This window comes from Ruegeria sp. BC7, assembly GCF_056539165.1.
The window spans coordinates 182,067-198,693 of record NZ_JBQFUL010000006.1 but is presented as its reverse complement, the minus strand read 5'-3'; the positions used below and the strand labels follow the sequence as shown (position 1 = coordinate 198,693).

Genomic DNA, 16,627 nt, shown 5'->3' with positions numbered 1-16,627 from the left:
TGACTTAGGCCAGTTCGACCTCGGCGCCAGCTGCTTCCAGCTTGCCTTTGATCTCTTCGGCTTCGGCTTTGTCCACGCCTTCTTTGATCTTGCCGCCAGCTTCGACCAGCTCTTTGGCTTCTTTCAGGCCCAGACCGGTGATGCCGCGAACTTCTTTGATCACGTTGATTTTCGAAGCGCCGGCGTTCTTCAGAACGACGTCGAATTCGGTTTTCTCCTCAGCAGCTGCACCGCCGGCGTCGCCAGCTGCACCTGCGACCATGACGGCGCCGCCAGCTGCGGGCTCGATGCCGTACTCGTCTTTGAGGATGGTTTTCAGTTCTTGTGCTTCCAGCAGGGTCAGACCCACGATGCTTTCTGCGAGTGCTTTCAGATCAGCCATTGTATTAGCTCTTTCCGTTTTACAGTGTGTGTTCCAACGTCAGGGTATTCACCCCACGCAGATCATTCAGTGCCAACCGCTTACGCAGCTTCCGCCTTCTCTTCGATGGTGGAAAGGATGCTTGCGATATTGCTTGCAGGTGCGCCAATTGCACCGGCGATGTTGCTTGCAGGCGCGCCAAGCATACCAGCGATCGTAGCAATAAGCTCTTCACGCGACGGCATTTTCGACACGGCTGTAACACCAGCCCGGTCCAGAGCGTTCTCGCCCATTGCACCGCCAAGGATCTCGAACTTTTGGTTCTCTTTGGCGAAGTCCTCGGCCACCTTGGCTGCTGCCACGGGGTCCTCGGAATAGGTCAGAACGGTCATACCCGTCAGCAGGTCACCAATGCTTTCACATGGCTTTCCGTCGAGGGCGATTTTGGCGAGCCTGTTCTTGGCAACACGCACGGCACCACCCGCGTCACGAGCACGTGCGCGAAGGTCCTGCATCTCGGCAACTGTCAGACCGGCGTAGTGGGCAACCACTACGACGCCAGAGCTTTCGAAGATTTGGCCGAGTTCCTCGACCACTTTCTCTTTCTGGGCTCTATCCACAGTTCTCTCCAAATTTGGGGCGATCACTCACCCCGGCTCATATTTGCCGCGGCATACGCCCCGGCGTTCAGGTCCGTTGTTACGGGATTGGCCAAAATGCGCCCGAGGATCGCGACCCTCAGAATTCTTTGGTCTTACCCGTCTCAGGCAGGGAATTAAGACCTTTCGCAAGGTCACCCACCGTCTTGGACGAAACGAAATAAAGCGCACGACGAATCGCACGCTTTACTCCGCAGGTCTTATTAGGGCAGATGGATGGGGTTTCCAAGGGGTAAATTGCTCTTGCAGCGCGGTTTTGATCGCTCTGCACAACCTGTGCCCCTGATCTGGTTTCCGCGCAAACCACACATTGACTTGTCCAGCGGTCTGGGGTCCTGTCAAACCACCCTTTCAACCCTATTCCAAGTCGCTTTCACAATCACATGCCACGCCTTTCTGAACAAGAACACAAGCTGGCACGCGGCTACGTAGAGGAATTTTCCGAACAAGCGCTGACCGAAACCGTAAAAGGCTATCAGTTTATCTACAGATCTCACGATTTTGGTGACACACGGTTTTTGCTAAAGGTCGAAACCGCTTTCGGGGACTACGCCCTGAAAATTGATCTCGCCTCTCCCACGACAGGGCGATTGCGTAAGGAATATGAGCTTCTGACCAGACTCGCGAGCCATTTTGAAGCCTCAAAAACGACCCGCGTCGTGCAACCCGTCTATGAATCGCCGGGTAACACATTTTTCGTGACTGAGTTCATTGACCGGCCGACGGCTGCGGACATCATTCACAACAGCACCGACAATGAGCAGGTCGCGCAGATATACCGGCGCGCCGGGGGCTGGCTGCACGACCTGCACGGCTATCACCCCGCCAAAGACTATGGGTTTCGCCCCAAATGGATGACGGACAGCATTCAAGAGCTGCTGGACTTCGCCCCAATGGACATTCGTTCCGAGAGCCAAGAGATGCTTGGTGTCCTTTCGGCCGAAAGCCGAAACCTAAAGGGCATCCCCGAGGTCCAGGTATTCTCGCACGGGGATTTTCACAGTCAGAACCTCATAGTCGGACAGGGCAAAATGATCGGCCTGGATTTCACCGAAGCGCGGGAAAAGCTGGCGGTTTACGACATAGTCGATTTCCTGAAATCGGATATTTTCAGAGACGCTGAACCCAGTGAAGTTGATCGCAGTGGTATTCTGAAAATCAACAAGGACATGTTCTTTCGTCGCTACAGGCATCCGATCCACACAGGTATACTAGACTTCTGTATTCGGGGACGCCTTCTGAAAGACTGGCTCGTGCTCTGGCATAGAAATCACAACTGTAGCGCGTACGAAGAAGACCGGCGCGATCGGCTGGGTTACAGGCTGCGCATCGCCTTCGACATCGGGCGCTGACGGGCCACGTGTTCGCCCTCGATCGCTAGTCAGCGTGCTGAAGTATATCTCGCAGGGCGGTTTGCGTGTCTGGACGATGGCCATTGGCAATCGCCGCACGGAAGCCCCTGCCCCATAGATGCAGACCGAACGTCGTGGGGGCCAGAAAATCGACCAGTTTGGAATCCGGTCGCGCCAAATCCGGCATCTGCTTGGCCGTTACGTTGTAAAACCCGGTATGGTCATGCGCAAACGAGGCTTCACCTGTAGTATTCAATGCCTCGGTAAGAGCCATCGGCCCAGTTGCGCCCCACCTCAATTTCCCGAAAGGTTTCGGCTCTTGCTGGTCGACCGCATCGTTCAGCACGAACAATCGCTTCAAACCGCTCCATGTATCCGAAATGCGTTCGTTCTCCTCGAAAACTTCACCCAACATCAACAGCGTTCGACTGTCGGCGGGCAGTCCAAAAACGGCATTGTTGAAGAATGAATGATACGAGCGGTTCTTGGGCGAGTCCTTCAGCACAGCGCCGATGCAGAAACCTTTGCGGGCTGCAACAGAGTCCAACAACTCCGAGGCCGGTCTTACCATGAACATATCTGTGTCCAACCAAATCGCCCCGGTTTTCCTGACCATGTGGTAACGAAAGACGTCTGCGTGGATTGCAGGGCTATTATACCTGATGTGGCGAATGACCCGGTTCGGCTCGTATATCTCTCGCGCATCAACGACCTCGATGCCTTGAGGGACATTTTTCAGCGGAGAGTAGGAATAAAGCAGCGGATTATATCCCTGCGACTGCATGGACTGCAGGCACGCGCGCTCCAAAAGACCCAGCTCATCGCCAAGCCACAATGTTCCAAAACCAGAAGTCTGTGCCGTCTCTGCTATCGGCTTGGCAGGTTGCGCAGTTGCAGGAACTTTCCGGGGCTTCAGGTGCAGCCAACGCATTGGGTACAGCCGACCTTCAGACGCCAAGATCCACGTCAGATCGTCAGGCAAAGCCATTTCGGTACGAAGTTGCAATAGATCGCGCTTGGTGTCGTCGATGATTTCACGGTCAAAAAGAATGGCGGCATCCCGCAAAAGGCGTTCCTGCTTTTCAGCGTCCAGCCATTCGCCCCCGGCGTGAAGTTCAATCAGAAACTCCGAGGCCCGGTAGGTGGACAGAAATTCAAAGGTCAGCAGGTCAAACTCTGCGCCCTCAATATCAATGAGAAAGAAAAGTTCCTCGGGCCGGTGTGTGTCGTGAAGGGCTTCGTCAATCGAGTCGCGCGTAGCCGTTCCGAATACAGAGACCTTGTCCGACACGCCATTCGCAGCCGCCGTTTTCTGGATCACACGGCGGCCTCGCCGCTTTTGCTCAAAACAAATACTGCGCTCGAAATGTCCGGCCTGCACCAAGCCCACACCCCAATACCCGTCCGCCGCGCCGAGATCGACCAGGGTAGGTTTCGAGCTTTGGGTAAAAATGTCCTGATTTTGCTGCTCGTAGTACCCAATTAGCTTAGAGCAAAGATCCGCAGTGCCCCAACTGTGCTCATTCACGATCCGAAAACCGGTGAGATAGCCGCCCTGAACCACCCCTTCGACCTCCTCAAAGTACCGAAGGCTGACGTCGGTGCGGAACCCCGTGATTGTTCGCCGCAACTGCCTGAGTTCTTTAGCCGTTTTTTGAAGTCGCATCGTGTCTTCTGCTAGCGAATAACCCTTAGACACCTGTAGTTGCTTTCTCGCCGGCGCGAAACCCCATTGATTGAACGTATGCCTGGGCCCAACTCAGATCGCCCATACCAAGATTTTAGGATCGCAAAAAGAAAAACGGGCGACACATGCCGCCCGTTTCAAAAAACAACAACTGCCTGAGGCTTATTCGCCCGCAGCGGCCGCCACATCCAGAGTCACGCCCGGGCCCATGGTCGAGCTCAGCGCGATTTTCTTCATGTAGGTGCCCTTGGCGCCCGACGGCTTGGCCTTGGCCACAGCCGAAACGAAAGCACGGACGTTTTCAACCAGCTTGGCTTCGTCGAACGACGCTTTGCCAACGCCAGCATGCACAACGCCGCCTTTTTCCGCCTTGAACTGTACTTCACCGCCCTTGGCTGCTTCCACGGCTGCTTTCACGTCCATGGTCACGGTGCCAACCTTGGGGTTCGGCATCAGGTTGCGGGGGCCCAGAACTTTACCCAGACGACCGACGATCGGCATCATGTCCGGGGTGGCAATGCAGCGATCGAATTCGATGGTGCCGCCCTGAATGGTTTCCATCAGGTCTTCTGCGCCAATGATATCCGCGCCTGCTTCTTTCGCTTCGTCCGCCTTGGGGCCACGAGCGAATACAGCGACGCGCATCGCTTTACCGGTGCCGTTCGGCAGACCGACAACGCCGCGAACCATCTGGTCTGCGTGACGGGTGTCAACGCCCAGGTTCAGAGCGATTTCGATGGTCTCGTCGAATTTCGAGGTCGCGTTGGACTTAACCAGGGCAACAGCTTCTTCGATCGATAGGTTTTCCTTGCCGGCGACAGCTTCGCGCGCAGCGCGGGTGCGTTTACCAAGTTTTGCCATCTTACTTCACCTCGATGCCCATGGAGCGGGCCGAGCCCAGGATGATCTGCATTGCGCCTTCGACGTCGTTGGCGTTCAGATCTTTCATTTTGGCTTCGGCGATTTCGCGAACCTGCTTCGAGGTCACGGTGGCCACGGTCTCACGACCGGGGTTCTCGGCACCACGGGGGCGGTTACGCTTACCGACCGGCTTCAGGCCAGCGGCTTTTTTCAGGTAGTAAGACGCGGGCGGCGTCTTGATGTCCATGGTAAAGGACTTGTCCTGATAATAGGTGATCACGGTCGGGCAAGGCGCGCCTTGCTCCATGTCTGCGGTCTTGGCGTTGAACGCCTTGCAGAATTCCATGATGTTGATGCCGCGCTGACCCAGCGCCGGACCAACTGGCGGCGACGGGTTCGCCTGACCTGCAGGAACCTGCAGTTTCATCGTACCAGCAAGCTTCTTGGCCATTTGGTTTTCCTTTCAACGTAGGTGAAACGCGTCCCACCCGGTTTATGTTGCGTGGTCCGATCCGGGATCGCGATCCCGACAACCTCCCACGAGAGAATCTCGCCCGAAGACGATAGAGGCGGCGTTTACAGGGGAATGGTGGGGTTGGCAAGTGGATACGCCATTTACCCCGCTTGCGCCCTTTCAACGTGAAGTAGCAACCAGCGATACCGACTTCCGTCGTCCGAAAGAGAATAGTCTCAGTCTGAGAAAACACCTAATGTAGGCGCAAATTATGATAGCATAGGGGCATAATGTTTATGAAATTGGCAGCCCGCCAAACCTTACGGCGCACAAATTGTGTCCGATCCGCCGGGTGGTTTCGATGGCAAGGCCCTTCGCATGGAGCTGCGGTATGGGGATTGCGGGCGTGAAAGGAAATGGGACGACTGCGCTCAGGGCAACGAGAGAGTAGAGTTTGCAAGGTACAACGCGTTTAAGCACGGACAGCGCAAAAAGTACCAATGGTACGTTTATTTTGCGCCGGGATTTACGGACAAAGGTTCTGAACAGATTGTTGTCACTCAGTTTTCAATGATGGGAGCCAATTCACACCCTTTCCAGTTCGCAGTTCGCGGCAATAAACTCATAGCTTTGAAACGTGTGGAGAGCACTGATTGGAACTATGAAAGTCTTGTCCGCACGATAATACCGGCGTCAAACCTGACCGGCCGGTGGCACAAGGTGAATGTAGATGTGAAATGGACCACTGGGGACAATGGTCACTTTCTGGTTTGGGTCAATGACGCCCCTGTTTATCAGTGGAAAGGGCGTACTTTGGGTACTGGAACCGAGGGAAAGGTTGCATTGGGCCTATATAGGAAAAAACCCCGAAGCCACGCACCGCCAGCTGTGCTCTACCTTTCCGGGATCAAAGAAAATTAGAAAATGTATCTCTCCGGGAATTTGGTTTGCGCCCGAGGCCAAGAAATTGACTCAACAGAACGCCAAGTGCCAAAGCATCCATTCGCAAAAGAGATCCCGGTACGACCAAAAAACTAGGCACCAAAAAAGCCGCGTGCGATTAGGCGACGCGGCTTTTTTGGAATTTTTCTCTGCCAAGCTCAGCCCTGCTTGGTCACCTGCGTGAAGTCCAGCTCGACCGGGGTCTCGCGGCCAAAGATCGAGACCGAAACCTTCAGCTTCTGGTTCTCGTCGTCCACGCCTTCGACCATGCCGTCGAAATCCTCGAACGGGCCATCATTGACTTTGACCTTTTCGCCGACCTCGAAGCTGATCATCAGCTTGGGCGCTTCTTCGCCTTCCTGAACGCGGTTTAGGATCTGGTTCACCTCGGCGTCGCGCATCGGCATCGGACGGCCTTGCGGACCCAGAAAGCCGGTGACGCGGTTGATCGAGTTCACGAGGTGATAGCCCTGATCCGACATCTCCATATGCACCAGCACGTAACCGGGCATAAAGCGGCGTTCGGTCGTGACCTTCTTGCCCCGGCGCACTTCGATCACCTCTTCGGTGGGCACCAGCACCTCGTCAATATCTTCCTCAAGGCCCTGCTCGGCGACGGACGTGCGGATTTGCTCTGCGATCTTCTTTTCAAAGTTGGAAAGAACGCTGACCGAGTACCACCGTTTCGCCATGAACCTGTCGTCCTTGTTTACCTTCGGCGCATCCGATCAATCAGACGCGGCCGTCATTGAAATTCCATCACGTGACTCGGAATAAAAAGCGGCGCACAGCCCGAATCGCCGCACGCCCATTCCGAATAGTCCCGCGTCACTACTCTGACATCGCGCGCGGTGCAAGGGGCAAGCGGCGTTTCCGCGCGCCTGAACGGGTTTACCCGAACGCACCCAGGATCAGTTGCAGACCGCCGCGAATGCCCAGATCGACCAGCGCAAAGAACACGGCGGTCAGGGCCGCCATGATGAACACCATGACCGTGGTCAGCAGAACCTCGCGGCGCGTCGGCCAGACGACCTTTGCAACCTCGGCGCGGACTTGCTGAATGAACTGGATCGGATTCATGGTAGCCATTTGGCGGTGTTCTCTCTGCTAGCGGATGGGCCGGACATAACCGGGCATTGCGGCAATTTCAAGGGCTGTCAGGGCTTGGGCTTGTCGTCCCATTCATCGCTGAGGATGCGCCGCGCGTCGCCTTCGGGGTCGTCATACTGGTTCGAGCGCACTGTGTAGACAAACGCCACCAGCCCAACCCCGCCCAGAAACAGGGAAATCGGTATCAGATAGGCCAGAACTTCCATCGTTTTACCTTACACGCAGCGCGTTCAGAGACACGGTGATCGACGAGGTCGACATTGCCAAAGCCGCAATCAGGGGCGTGGCCAGACCAGCCACCGCCAGCGGCACCGCGATGATATTATAGACGGTCGCGATGCGAAAGTTCTCGCGAATCCGTTTCGTTGCCTTTACCGCTGTATCGCAGGCGTCAGAGATCGGCGACAGGTCATTGCCCAGCAGCACGATGTCCGAGGCCACCCGCGCCGCATCCAGTGCCGAGGCCGGAGAAATCGACACATGGGCCGCCGCCAGCGCCGCCGTGTCGTTCAGACCGTCGCCCACCATCAGCACATGACTGCCCTGATCGCTCAGGTTCTGCACGTGCTTGGCCTTGTCCTGTGGCAGAGCCTGCGCGATCCATTTCTGGATGCCCAGCTTATCCGCCAGCACCTGAACCGCACCCTGCGTATCGCCCGAAATCAGGATGACCTCTTTGCCTGCATCGCGGAACGCTTGCACCGCCTCGGCAGCGCCAAGGCGCAGGCTGTCCGAGAACAGGAAAGCCACCGGGGCCTGCCCGGCGATGGAGAGCCACGCGGCGGTCTGATCCCCCTCCTCCGCGCCCGTCCATGCAGCCCGACCAAGGCGGACGCGCTGACTGTGGTAAGTGCCTTCGGTGCCGTATCCCGGAACCTCGGTGATGTCTTTCAGCGTGGCGGGCTCGATCCCAGCTTCGCGTGCCGCTTGCGTCAATGCGACGGACAAAGGGTGCGAGGACGCCTCGGCCAGAGCCAGCGCAACCTCAAGGTCAGCACGGGAATGATCGCCCAGATTGGTCAGCTCGGGCGTGCCCGAGGTTAGCGTTCCAGTCTTGTCGAAAACGACCGTATCGACCTCGGCCAGACGCTCCAGTGCGGTGGAATGTTTGATCAGCATCCCTTTGCGGAACAACCGCCCCGAGGCTGCTGTGGTCACCGCAGGCACCGCCAGACCCAACGCACAGGGGCAGGTGATGATCAACACGGCGGCGGCAATATTCAGCGCCGTCCGAACGTCACCGGAATAAATATACCACCCCACAAAGCTGAGCGCTGACAGGATATGCACCCCCGGCGCATAGAGCTTGGCCGCCTTGTCCGCCAACGACGTGTACCGCGACCGCCCCGATTCCGCGATGGCCACCAGATCGGCCATACGATGCAGCGAGGTATCCTCACCCACCGCTGTCGCACGAATGGTCAGGGGGCCGGTCAGGTTGACCTCACCGGCACTGACGGTCAGGCCCGCTTCGGCAAAGACCGGCAGGGTTTCCCCGGTTAGCAGGGACCGGTCCAGCTCGGACTGTCCCGAGACAATTTCTCCATCCACAGGCATCCGCCCACCGGGGCGGACCAGAACCAGATCGCCGACATTCAGTGTGGCAACGGCAACTTCTTCCTCAACCCCGCTTACCACGCGGATTGCGCGGGGGACTTCCAACGCGGTCAACTCCTCAGCCGCAGATCGCGCGGCGGCGCGGGTGCGGTAATCCAGATAGCGTCCGGCCAGCAGAAAGAAGGTCAGCGTCAGGGCGGCATCGAAATAAGCGTGCTTGCCGCTGAGCGCGGTTTCCCACAGGGACGTGATCAGCGCCAGCAGGATCGCCAGCACGATCGGCACGTCCATGTTCAGACGGCGCACCCGCAAAGCCGACCACGCATTCGCAAAGAAGGGCTGCGCGGAAAAGGCGATCGCGGGCAATGCGATGGCCGCAGAAATCCAGTGGAACATATCCCGTGTTGCATCCGCCGCCCCGGACCAGACCGAGACCGACAGCAGCATCACGTTCATCGACGCAAACCCGGCCACCGCCAGCCGCATCAACAGGTCACGCCCTGCCTTGTCCGCTTGCGTCGCAGACAGCGCACCGGGGTCCAGCTCATGCGCTTCATAGCCTGCGCCTTCCAGAACCGGGATCAAGTCTACCGCAGACAAGCCCGGCGCCGCTTTGACCATCGCGCGCTTCAGGGTCAGGTTGACACGCGCATCTTCTACGCCGGGATGGGCATTCAGCTCACGCTCGACCGTGGCGATACAGGCCGAGCAATGGATGCCCGGCAGGGACAGCGCAATCTGCACATCTTCCGGGATCGGGCGCGCAGGTTCCGCAGGGCTTGCAATGCAACCCGGACAGGCGGCCGTGCCAGATGAAAGCTGCGCCGTCATTCCCTATCCCTTTACATACAGCGGCACGCGCTGAGCGAACTCGGCCCCGCTGTGATCTTTTGCGACCAAACGGATGTTCCAATTTCCCTTGCCCAGCGACGCGGGCGTTGCATAGGCAGTTCCGTCAAAGCTGAAATCCGGCGAGAAGTCATCCTTTACATGCGTGGCCCGTCCAACGACGGCCTGCAGCTCGGCCACTTCGACAGGCGCACCGGTCTGGTCTGTTATGTGCAGAATCAAAAGCCCCCCGGACAGCTCAGCACGGATATCCCATCCCAGCGCCTGATGCTCCTGCAGACGTTCGTTAAACTCCTGACTGGCGACGTAAGAGTTCTTGACCTCCAGCCCCGGAAAAGTCTTCACCGCGCTGTAGGCCAGTACAAGGTTTACCGTGATGATCACGCCAAATGCAGCCACAAAAACGGCCAGGGCATGTTTGCCGGTGAATTTACGTTCGGCCATGTTCAGTTCCCTTGCCCATTAAAGGTTGTGTCCTTGAAGGCACGCTCTCCGCTTTGCAGGTCTTCGACCCAGATGCGCACCGGAGTAACGTCAGTTGACGCCGGGCCGGTTCCACCAGAGGCCACGATATAGACGCGGGTCAATTGTGCCGTATCTGCAGCGACATTGACAGTGTCACCGTCATTGCCTTCGATCTGAACCTGCAGGGCGGGATCACCTGCAAGGGTCAGCTTGAACGGCCGCTCCTCGCCATGCTTGTTGCGCAGGCGCACGTCATAGGTGTTGCGGATCGTACCGTCGGACAGGGTCACAAAGGTCGGGTTCCGAACGGGCGCCACGGTCAGATCAATATCGGAGCGGATGAACAGCGCAAACAACAGCGCAAAACCGACCGCAGCCCACATCCCTGTGTACATGATGGTCCGGGGACGCAGAATGTGCTTCCAGACGTTCCGGGGCGGTTGACCCTCACGCTCGCGCGTTTCATCGCTCAGCGCCATATAGTCGATCAGGCCACGCGGCTTGCCGATCTTGGCCATCATGTCATCACAGGCATCGATGCAAAGCGCGCAGGTGATGCATTCCAGTTGCTGCCCGTCGCGGATGTCGATCCCAACCGGGCAGACATTCACGCAGGCCATACAGTCGATGCAATCCCCCAACTCGGAATCGGCAGTACGCTTGCCCTTGCCACGTGGTTCACCCCGCCATTCGCGGTAACCAACGACCAGAGTATCCTCGTCCATCATCGCCGCCTGAATACGCGGCCAAGGGCAGGCATAGATACATATCTGCTCACGCGCGAACCCGCCAAACAGGAAGGTCGTGCCGGTCAGGATCAGCATCGTGGTATAGGCCACCGGGTGCGCATTACCCGTCACCAGATCGCGCAAAAGCGTTGGCGCGTCGGCGAAATAGAACACCCAAGCCCCACCTGTCGCCAAACCGATCAGCAGCCAGACGGTCCACTTCGTCACGCGCAGCCGCGCCTTGCGGAAGTCCAGCTTTTCTTGACGGTGTAGGCGCAAACGCGCGTTTCGATCGCCCTCAATCCAGCGTTCGACCAGAATATACAGGTCTGTCCAAACCGTCTGTGGGCAGGCATAGCCGCACCAGACACGCCCCAACGCCGAGGTAAACAGGAACAACCCCAACCCGGCCATGATCAATAGACCTGCAACAAAGTAGAACTCGTGCGGCCAAATCTCGATCCAGAAGAAATAGAAACGACGATTGGCCAGATCCAGCAGCACCGCCTGATCCGGCAGGCTGGGTCCGCGATCCCATCTGATCCACGGCGTCACGTAGTATATGCCCAGTGTGACAGCCATGATGATCCATTTCAGGTTGCGAAATGGCCCGGATACGCGCCGGGGAAAGATGGGCTCCCTTGCGGCGTAGAGGCTGGGGGCGGGGTCGGAATCGCTCACGGGCTGGCTCCAGATGTGGCAGTATTTGGCGTCTTTTTCCAGATCACAAAGGTAGGCTCTTTGACATGGGTCAAAAGCGCATCGTACAGACACCTTTTGTCACAGTCTGACGACTTGCCCTCTAAGCCAACTGACAAAGATTTTGGCGGCAGGACGAAGCGGTATTTCGCCCGTTACGATATAATAGCCGCTATTTTCAGGCTCGCAAAACAGTTCCACAAGCTGCCCAGAGGCGATGTCACTCTCGACAAAATGCCGCGCCGTGACTGTTACGCCCTGACCGGCGCGCAATGCGTCCAGCAAAAGGTTCCCCGGCAAGGCAATCCGCCCGGCACCCGGGCCGTGTTCGACGCCATGTCGCGCCAGCCAGGTTGTTGCCTCGGTAGTGCCCAGTTCTTCCAGCCAAGGGAGCTGGCTTAGCTCTTGTGGCGTCCACTCAACCCGGTTCCCAAGCAAATTCCGCGCAGCGACGATCACAATGGGGCTGCTCAGCAACAGGTCCGAGTCAATGCCGGACCAATCTCCGCTGCCGTACCGGATTGCCACGTCCACACCGCCGGGGCTTGGGTTGACCAATTTCGGCGTCGGGTCCAAAGCCAGAGGAATGTTCGGAAATTCTGCTTGAAAGGCAGGCAGGCGTGGCATCAGCCAGGACGCAGCGAATGAGGGCGTCAGCGAAACGTGGACAGGACGATCCTGATCGGTTTGCGTCAGGTCCGCAACGGCTGCTCCGATTGCGCCAAACCCCAGTCGGACTGCACGCGCCAGCTTTTCACCCTCGGGGGTCAGGGTCATGGATTTCCCTGACCGATCCAGCAACGAAACGCCCAAGTACTTTTCCAGCGTCCGCAACTGCTGACTGATGGCAGCGTGGCTGACATTCAACGCCGCACCAGCTTGGACAATATTCTCAGCCTCGGCAAAGGCCGAAAATGCCCGGAGCGAGGCCAGAGGTGGCATTTTCATCCAGTTCATCTGTAAGCCCTGCTTACATAATAGAATTGTAATTGAGTCGCATTTTTCCGCCAGAAGTTCAATCTTTTCTGCATGCACAAACCGGAAAGGAGAGGCAAAATGCTCTCAATCCTTGCAAGAACCTTCATGGTCGCGACTCAAACCAGAGATCGCGATGAAAGTATCGACAAACCCCGCCTTGGGTCGCGGTCAAAGCACTGGTCGGCACATGATCATTGGAAAAGAAAAAGCCCAGCGCACGAAAAGGTGCATCTGGACTGCATCATTCGCGATTAGTAGTCTGGGAAATTAGCACCGGCTGTTCAGGAAACGCGCGAACAGATGGAACAGCCGGTGCCTCAACCTTCGGGCGGCGAACCGTCCGAAGGTATTCTTCAAACCTTACTGACCACCACCCAACTGGTGGACATAGGCAGTCACAGCGCGGATCTGCGCATCGGTCAGACGGTTTTCCCAGGCGGGCATCACACCGAAGCGGCTATAAGTGACCGTCTCGGTCAGAGCTTCTTCGCTGCCACCATAGAGCCAGATCGCGTCGGTCAGGTTCGGCGCACCCTGGAACACGTCACCCGTGCCGTCTTCGCCGTGACACGCAGCGCAGTTATCCTCAAAGACAACCTTACCCGCTTGCGCCGCCGCGTCATCCGTCTGAGCGTTGCTCAGAGACATGACGTACTGAACCACCTGCGTGATCTCTTCCTTCTCGAGAATCTCGCCAAAGGCCGGCATCTCGGAATAGCGCGCGTCGTCGCTTTCTTCGTTCCGAATACCGTGGGCGATGGTGAACTCGATATCTTCGAGCGTTCCGCCCCACAGCCACGCATCATCCAGCAGGTTCGGGAAGCCGGGCGCGCCCTGCGCACCGGAACCATGGCACTGTGCGCACCAGGTGCGGAACACCGCGCCACCCGAGTTTACCGCGAATTGCTGCAATTCAGGATCCTTCGAGATGTCCTCAAGCGGTGTTTCCACCAGCTTGGCATTCCAAGGCGCGTTGGCCTCCTGGAAGGCAACCATTTCTTCCTGAACCATCCCACGAGAGGACCAGCCTAGAACGCCAGCGGTCGCGGATTGAACCAACGGCCACGCCGGATACATGATCGTATAGATCACGCCCCAGATAATTGTGACGTAGAAAGTCCACAGCCACCAGCGGGGCATCGGGTTGTCAAACTCTTCGAGACCGTCCCAGCTGTGTCCGGTTGTCTTCGGATCACCCGGCAGTTTTTCAGGTGTCTTGCTCATGGCCGCGCCTCCTTGGGTGTGGCGGGATTGTCGCCCCCTAGGGGCGCAGCTTTGTCGTCGCCCCGGAGGGGCGCTGGTGCGTCAGCGTGCCGGAAGGGGATGTTGGCAGTGTCTTTGTATTCCTTGCTGGCACCCGGGCGGAATACCCAGATCACGATGCCAACAAAGAAGGCAAACAACAGTAGCAACATCCAGCTATCCGCGAACTGCCTGAGGATTGTGTATTCTTCCATCACACCCTCCTTTAGCGGCTCGGATCCGGGGTGAAGGTCGAGAAATCGACCAGCGTTCCCAGCATCTGCAGGTAAGCGATCAGCGCGTCGGCTTCGGTCAGTTCAGGCTGACCATCAAAGTTACGCACGTTGACCTTGTCACCATAACGTTCCAGCAGTCCGTCATAATCGCTGTCCGGATCGGCTTGCGCACGGAAGTCCGCCTGGGCGTTGGCCAGCATTTCTTCTGTATAGGGCGTGCCCACGACCGCGTTAGCAGCCATGATGTCGCCGATATACTTGCCGTCCAGCTTGCGGTGCTCGAGGAAGCCATATTTGGGCATCACCGATTCCGGCACCACCGACTGTGCATCGCGCAGATGGTCCACGTGCCACTGATCCGAATAACGGCCACCCACACGGGCCAGATCAGGCCCGGTGCGCTTCGATCCCCACTGGAACGGGTGATCATACATCGACTCAGCCGCCAGCGAGTAGTGGCCGTACCGTTCAACCTCGTCCCGCATCGGACGGATCATCTGGCTGTGGCAGACATAGCAGCCTTCGCGCAGATAGACTTCACGACCCGCCATTTCGAGAGGGGTGTAGGGACGCATGCCCTCCACCTTCTCGATTGTGTTCTCAAGATAGAACAGAGGGGTGATCTGAACGATGCCACCGATGGTCACGACCAGAAAGCTGAATACCAGCAGGAGGGTCGCGTTGGTCTCGAGGATCTTATGTTTGTCGAGAATTGCCATTGCTCCGGCCCTCCTTATTCAGCCGGGACCGCGACGGAGAGGCTGGCTTCTTTAGCCGGTGCCTTCCGCACAGTCATCCACAGGTTGTAGCACATGATCACACCGCCCGCGACGTAGAGCACACCGCCCAGCGCACGTACCACATACATCGGGAACTTGGCGGCCACGGTGTCAGCGAACGAGTTCACGAGGAAGCCGTTGGCATCCACTTCACGCCACATCAGGCCTTCCATGATACCGGTGACCCACATCGACGCGGCATACAATACGATGCCGATCGTGGCGAGCCAGAAGTGCCAGCTGACCATCTGCAGCGAATACAGACGCTCACGCTTCCACAGGACAGGTACCAGGAAGTACAGCGCACCAAAGGTGATCATACCGTTCCAGCCCAGAGCGCCAGAATGCACGTGACCAATGGTCCAGTCGGTGTAGTGAGACAGGCTGTTCACAGCGCGGATCGACATCATCGGGCCTTCAAAGGTGGACATGCCGTAGAAGCCGACCGAGATGACCATCATACGGATGATCGGGTCGGTGCGCAGTTTGTCCCATGCGCCCGACAAGGTCATCAGACCGTTGATCATGCCACCCCACGACGGCATCCACAGCACAATCGAGAACACCATGCCCAGCGTCGAAGCCCAGTCAGGCAGCGCGGTATAGTGCAGGTGGTGCGGACCGGCCCAGATGTACAGGAAGATCAGCGCCCAGAAGTGGATGATCGACAGCTTGTACGAGAACACCGGACGCTCGGCCTGTTTCGGGATGAAATAGTACATCATGCCCAGGAAGCCCGCAGTCAGGAAGAAGCCCACGGCGTTGTGGCCGTACCACCACTGGATCATGGCGTCCTGTACACCCGACCAGACGATGACCGATTTCGACCCCCAGATGCTGACCGGGATGGTCAGGTTGTTGACCACGTGCAGCATCGCGACGGTGACGATAAAGGCCAGGTAGAACCAGTTGGCCACGTAGATATGCGGCTCTTTCCGCTTGACGACAGTGCCCAGGAAAACGGCCAGATACGCAACCCAGACGATGGTCAGCCACAGATCGACGTACCATTCGGGCTCAGCGTATTCCTTGGATTGTGTACCACCCAGAACATAACCGGTCGCGGCCAGTACGATGAACAGCTGATACCCCCAGAACACGAACCACGCCAGGTTGCCGCCCCAAAGACGCGCGGCACTGGTGCGCTGTACCACGTAGAACGAGGTTGCGATCAAGGCATTGCCGCCAAAGGCAAAAATCACCGCGGATGTGTGCAGCGGACGCAAACGGCCAAAATTAAGATAGCCCTGCGCCCATTCAAAATTCAAAACGGGAAAGGCCAGTTGAAAGGCGATAAATGTACCGGCGATGAACCCGATCACGCCCCAGAAGGCGGTGGCGATAACGCCATAGCGGATCACGCCGTCCATATATTCGGCCGAATGATCCACAAGAATATCTGGCTCGTCGGTGTTTCTAAGCGTCCAGATGAACAATCCGCCGGCGATCAGCATCACCAGAATTGCATGCACCTGATACGCCAAATCGCGTGCATAATTGGTCCCGATCGCGGCAAAAACCACGATAAGACCAAGCACGATCAGCTTGATGTAATTTGACATATTGCGTCCCTTTGCCATGCTCTGCGCGATTCTCTTATATCGCAGAACCTTATTGACTGGCTGCTCTTTTGTCGGACAGCCGCCTCAACTGCCTTGATCTGTGTCA

The 16,627-nt window shown here is 57.5% G+C and carries 18 protein-coding genes; 2 read left to right on the top strand and 16 right to left on the bottom strand.

Going from position 1 to position 16,627, the window contains the following annotated elements; all coding sequences use genetic code 11:
* Positions 1-4: 4 nt before the first annotated feature.
* Positions 5-382 (bottom strand): 50S ribosomal protein L7/L12, encoded by a 378-nt coding sequence (rplL, locus tag ACR0KS_RS15810; protein ID WP_170485701.1) that lies wholly within the window; start codon positions 380-382, stop codon positions 5-7.
* Positions 383-462: 80 nt separating this feature from the next.
* The gene (gene rplJ / locus ACR0KS_RS15805) at positions 463-981 is read right to left on the bottom strand and encodes a 50S ribosomal protein L10 (protein ID WP_170355300.1); all 519 of its coding nucleotides are present in this window, start codon (positions 979-981) and stop codon (positions 463-465) included.
* A 422-nt stretch (positions 982-1,403) separates the two neighbouring features.
* Between rplJ and ACR0KS_RS15800 the strand changes: the two genes are divergently transcribed.
* Entirely contained in the window at positions 1,404-2,372 is a 969-nt protein-coding gene (locus ACR0KS_RS15800) for an aminoglycoside phosphotransferase family protein (RefSeq protein WP_170567109.1), read from the top strand.
* A gap of 25 nt (positions 2,373-2,397) precedes the next feature.
* Here ACR0KS_RS15800 and ACR0KS_RS15795 read toward each other — a convergent pair whose 3' ends face one another.
* The 3 genes from ACR0KS_RS15795 to rplK form a co-directional block, all read right to left on the bottom strand.
* Positions 2,398-4,038, bottom strand: a complete 1,641-nt coding sequence (locus ACR0KS_RS15795; RefSeq protein ID WP_170567111.1) for a hypothetical protein — start codon at positions 4,036-4,038, stop codon at positions 2,398-2,400.
* A 183-nt stretch (positions 4,039-4,221) separates the two neighbouring features.
* The gene (gene rplA / locus ACR0KS_RS15790; RefSeq protein ID WP_170385957.1) at positions 4,222-4,920 is read right to left on the bottom strand and encodes a 50S ribosomal protein L1; all 699 of its coding nucleotides are present in this window, start codon (positions 4,918-4,920) and stop codon (positions 4,222-4,224) included.
* A gap of 1 nt (position 4,921) precedes the next feature.
* On the bottom strand, positions 4,922-5,371 hold the full coding sequence (gene rplK, locus ACR0KS_RS15785; RefSeq protein ID WP_037314971.1) for a 50S ribosomal protein L11: 450 nt from the start codon (positions 5,369-5,371) through the stop codon (positions 4,922-4,924).
* Between the two features lie 339 nt (positions 5,372-5,710).
* Between rplK and ACR0KS_RS15780 the strand changes: the two genes are divergently transcribed.
* Positions 5,711-6,295, top strand: coding sequence for a heparin lyase I family protein (locus tag ACR0KS_RS15780; protein WP_170567112.1), 585 nt, complete (start codon positions 5,711-5,713; stop codon positions 6,293-6,295).
* 179 nt (positions 6,296-6,474) lie between these two features.
* On the opposite strand, the gene nusG is transcribed toward ACR0KS_RS15780, so the two are convergent.
* From nusG to ccoN, 11 genes are all read right to left on the bottom strand, one after another.
* Positions 6,475-7,008 carry a transcription termination/antitermination protein NusG gene (nusG, locus tag ACR0KS_RS15775; protein WP_170567114.1) on the bottom strand — a complete coding sequence of 178 codons (534 nt, stop codon included), beginning with the start codon at positions 7,006-7,008 and terminating at the stop codon, positions 6,475-6,477.
* 199 nt (positions 7,009-7,207) lie between these two features.
* Positions 7,208-7,405, bottom strand: coding sequence for a preprotein translocase subunit SecE (gene secE, locus ACR0KS_RS15770; protein ID WP_058272489.1), 198 nt, complete (start codon positions 7,403-7,405; stop codon positions 7,208-7,210).
* A gap of 68 nt (positions 7,406-7,473) precedes the next feature.
* Positions 7,474-7,632, bottom strand: a complete 159-nt coding sequence (ccoS, locus tag ACR0KS_RS15765; protein WP_170355309.1) for a cbb3-type cytochrome oxidase assembly protein CcoS — start codon at positions 7,630-7,632, stop codon at positions 7,474-7,476.
* 4 nt (positions 7,633-7,636) lie between these two features.
* Positions 7,637-9,814 carry a heavy metal translocating P-type ATPase gene (locus ACR0KS_RS15760; protein ID WP_170567116.1) on the bottom strand — a complete coding sequence of 726 codons (2,178 nt, stop codon included), beginning with the start codon at positions 9,812-9,814 and terminating at the stop codon, positions 7,637-7,639.
* A 3-nt stretch (positions 9,815-9,817) separates the two neighbouring features.
* Positions 9,818-10,276, bottom strand: coding sequence for a FixH family protein (locus ACR0KS_RS15755; protein ID WP_170385967.1), 459 nt, complete (start codon positions 10,274-10,276; stop codon positions 9,818-9,820).
* 2 nt (positions 10,277-10,278) lie between these two features.
* Positions 10,279-11,706: a cytochrome c oxidase accessory protein CcoG gene (gene ccoG / locus ACR0KS_RS15750; RefSeq protein ID WP_170485708.1), complete on the bottom strand. Its 1,428-nt coding sequence runs from the start codon at positions 11,704-11,706 to the stop codon at positions 10,279-10,281.
* Positions 11,707-11,805: 99 nt separating this feature from the next.
* Entirely contained in the window at positions 11,806-12,681 is an 876-nt protein-coding gene (locus ACR0KS_RS15745) for a LysR family transcriptional regulator (protein ID WP_170567118.1), read from the bottom strand.
* Positions 12,682-13,062: 381 nt separating this feature from the next.
* Positions 13,063-13,926 carry a cytochrome-c oxidase, cbb3-type subunit III gene (gene ccoP / locus ACR0KS_RS15740; protein ID WP_170385977.1) on the bottom strand — a complete coding sequence of 288 codons (864 nt, stop codon included), beginning with the start codon at positions 13,924-13,926 and terminating at the stop codon, positions 13,063-13,065.
* A complete protein-coding gene (locus ACR0KS_RS15735; RefSeq protein WP_170385980.1) occupies positions 13,923-14,159 on the bottom strand; it encodes a cbb3-type cytochrome c oxidase subunit 3 in 237 nt (78 codons plus the stop codon). The genes ccoP and ACR0KS_RS15735 overlap by 4 nt, the downstream gene beginning before the upstream one ends.
* An 11-nt stretch (positions 14,160-14,170) precedes the next feature.
* Positions 14,171-14,899 carry a cytochrome-c oxidase, cbb3-type subunit II gene (gene ccoO, locus ACR0KS_RS15730; RefSeq protein ID WP_170567119.1) on the bottom strand — a complete coding sequence of 243 codons (729 nt, stop codon included), beginning with the start codon at positions 14,897-14,899 and terminating at the stop codon, positions 14,171-14,173.
* Between the two features lie 14 nt (positions 14,900-14,913).
* Positions 14,914-16,521 carry a cytochrome-c oxidase, cbb3-type subunit I gene (ccoN, locus tag ACR0KS_RS15725; protein WP_170415607.1) on the bottom strand — a complete coding sequence of 536 codons (1,608 nt, stop codon included), beginning with the start codon at positions 16,519-16,521 and terminating at the stop codon, positions 14,914-14,916.
* Between the last annotated feature and the right edge of the window lie 106 nt (positions 16,522-16,627).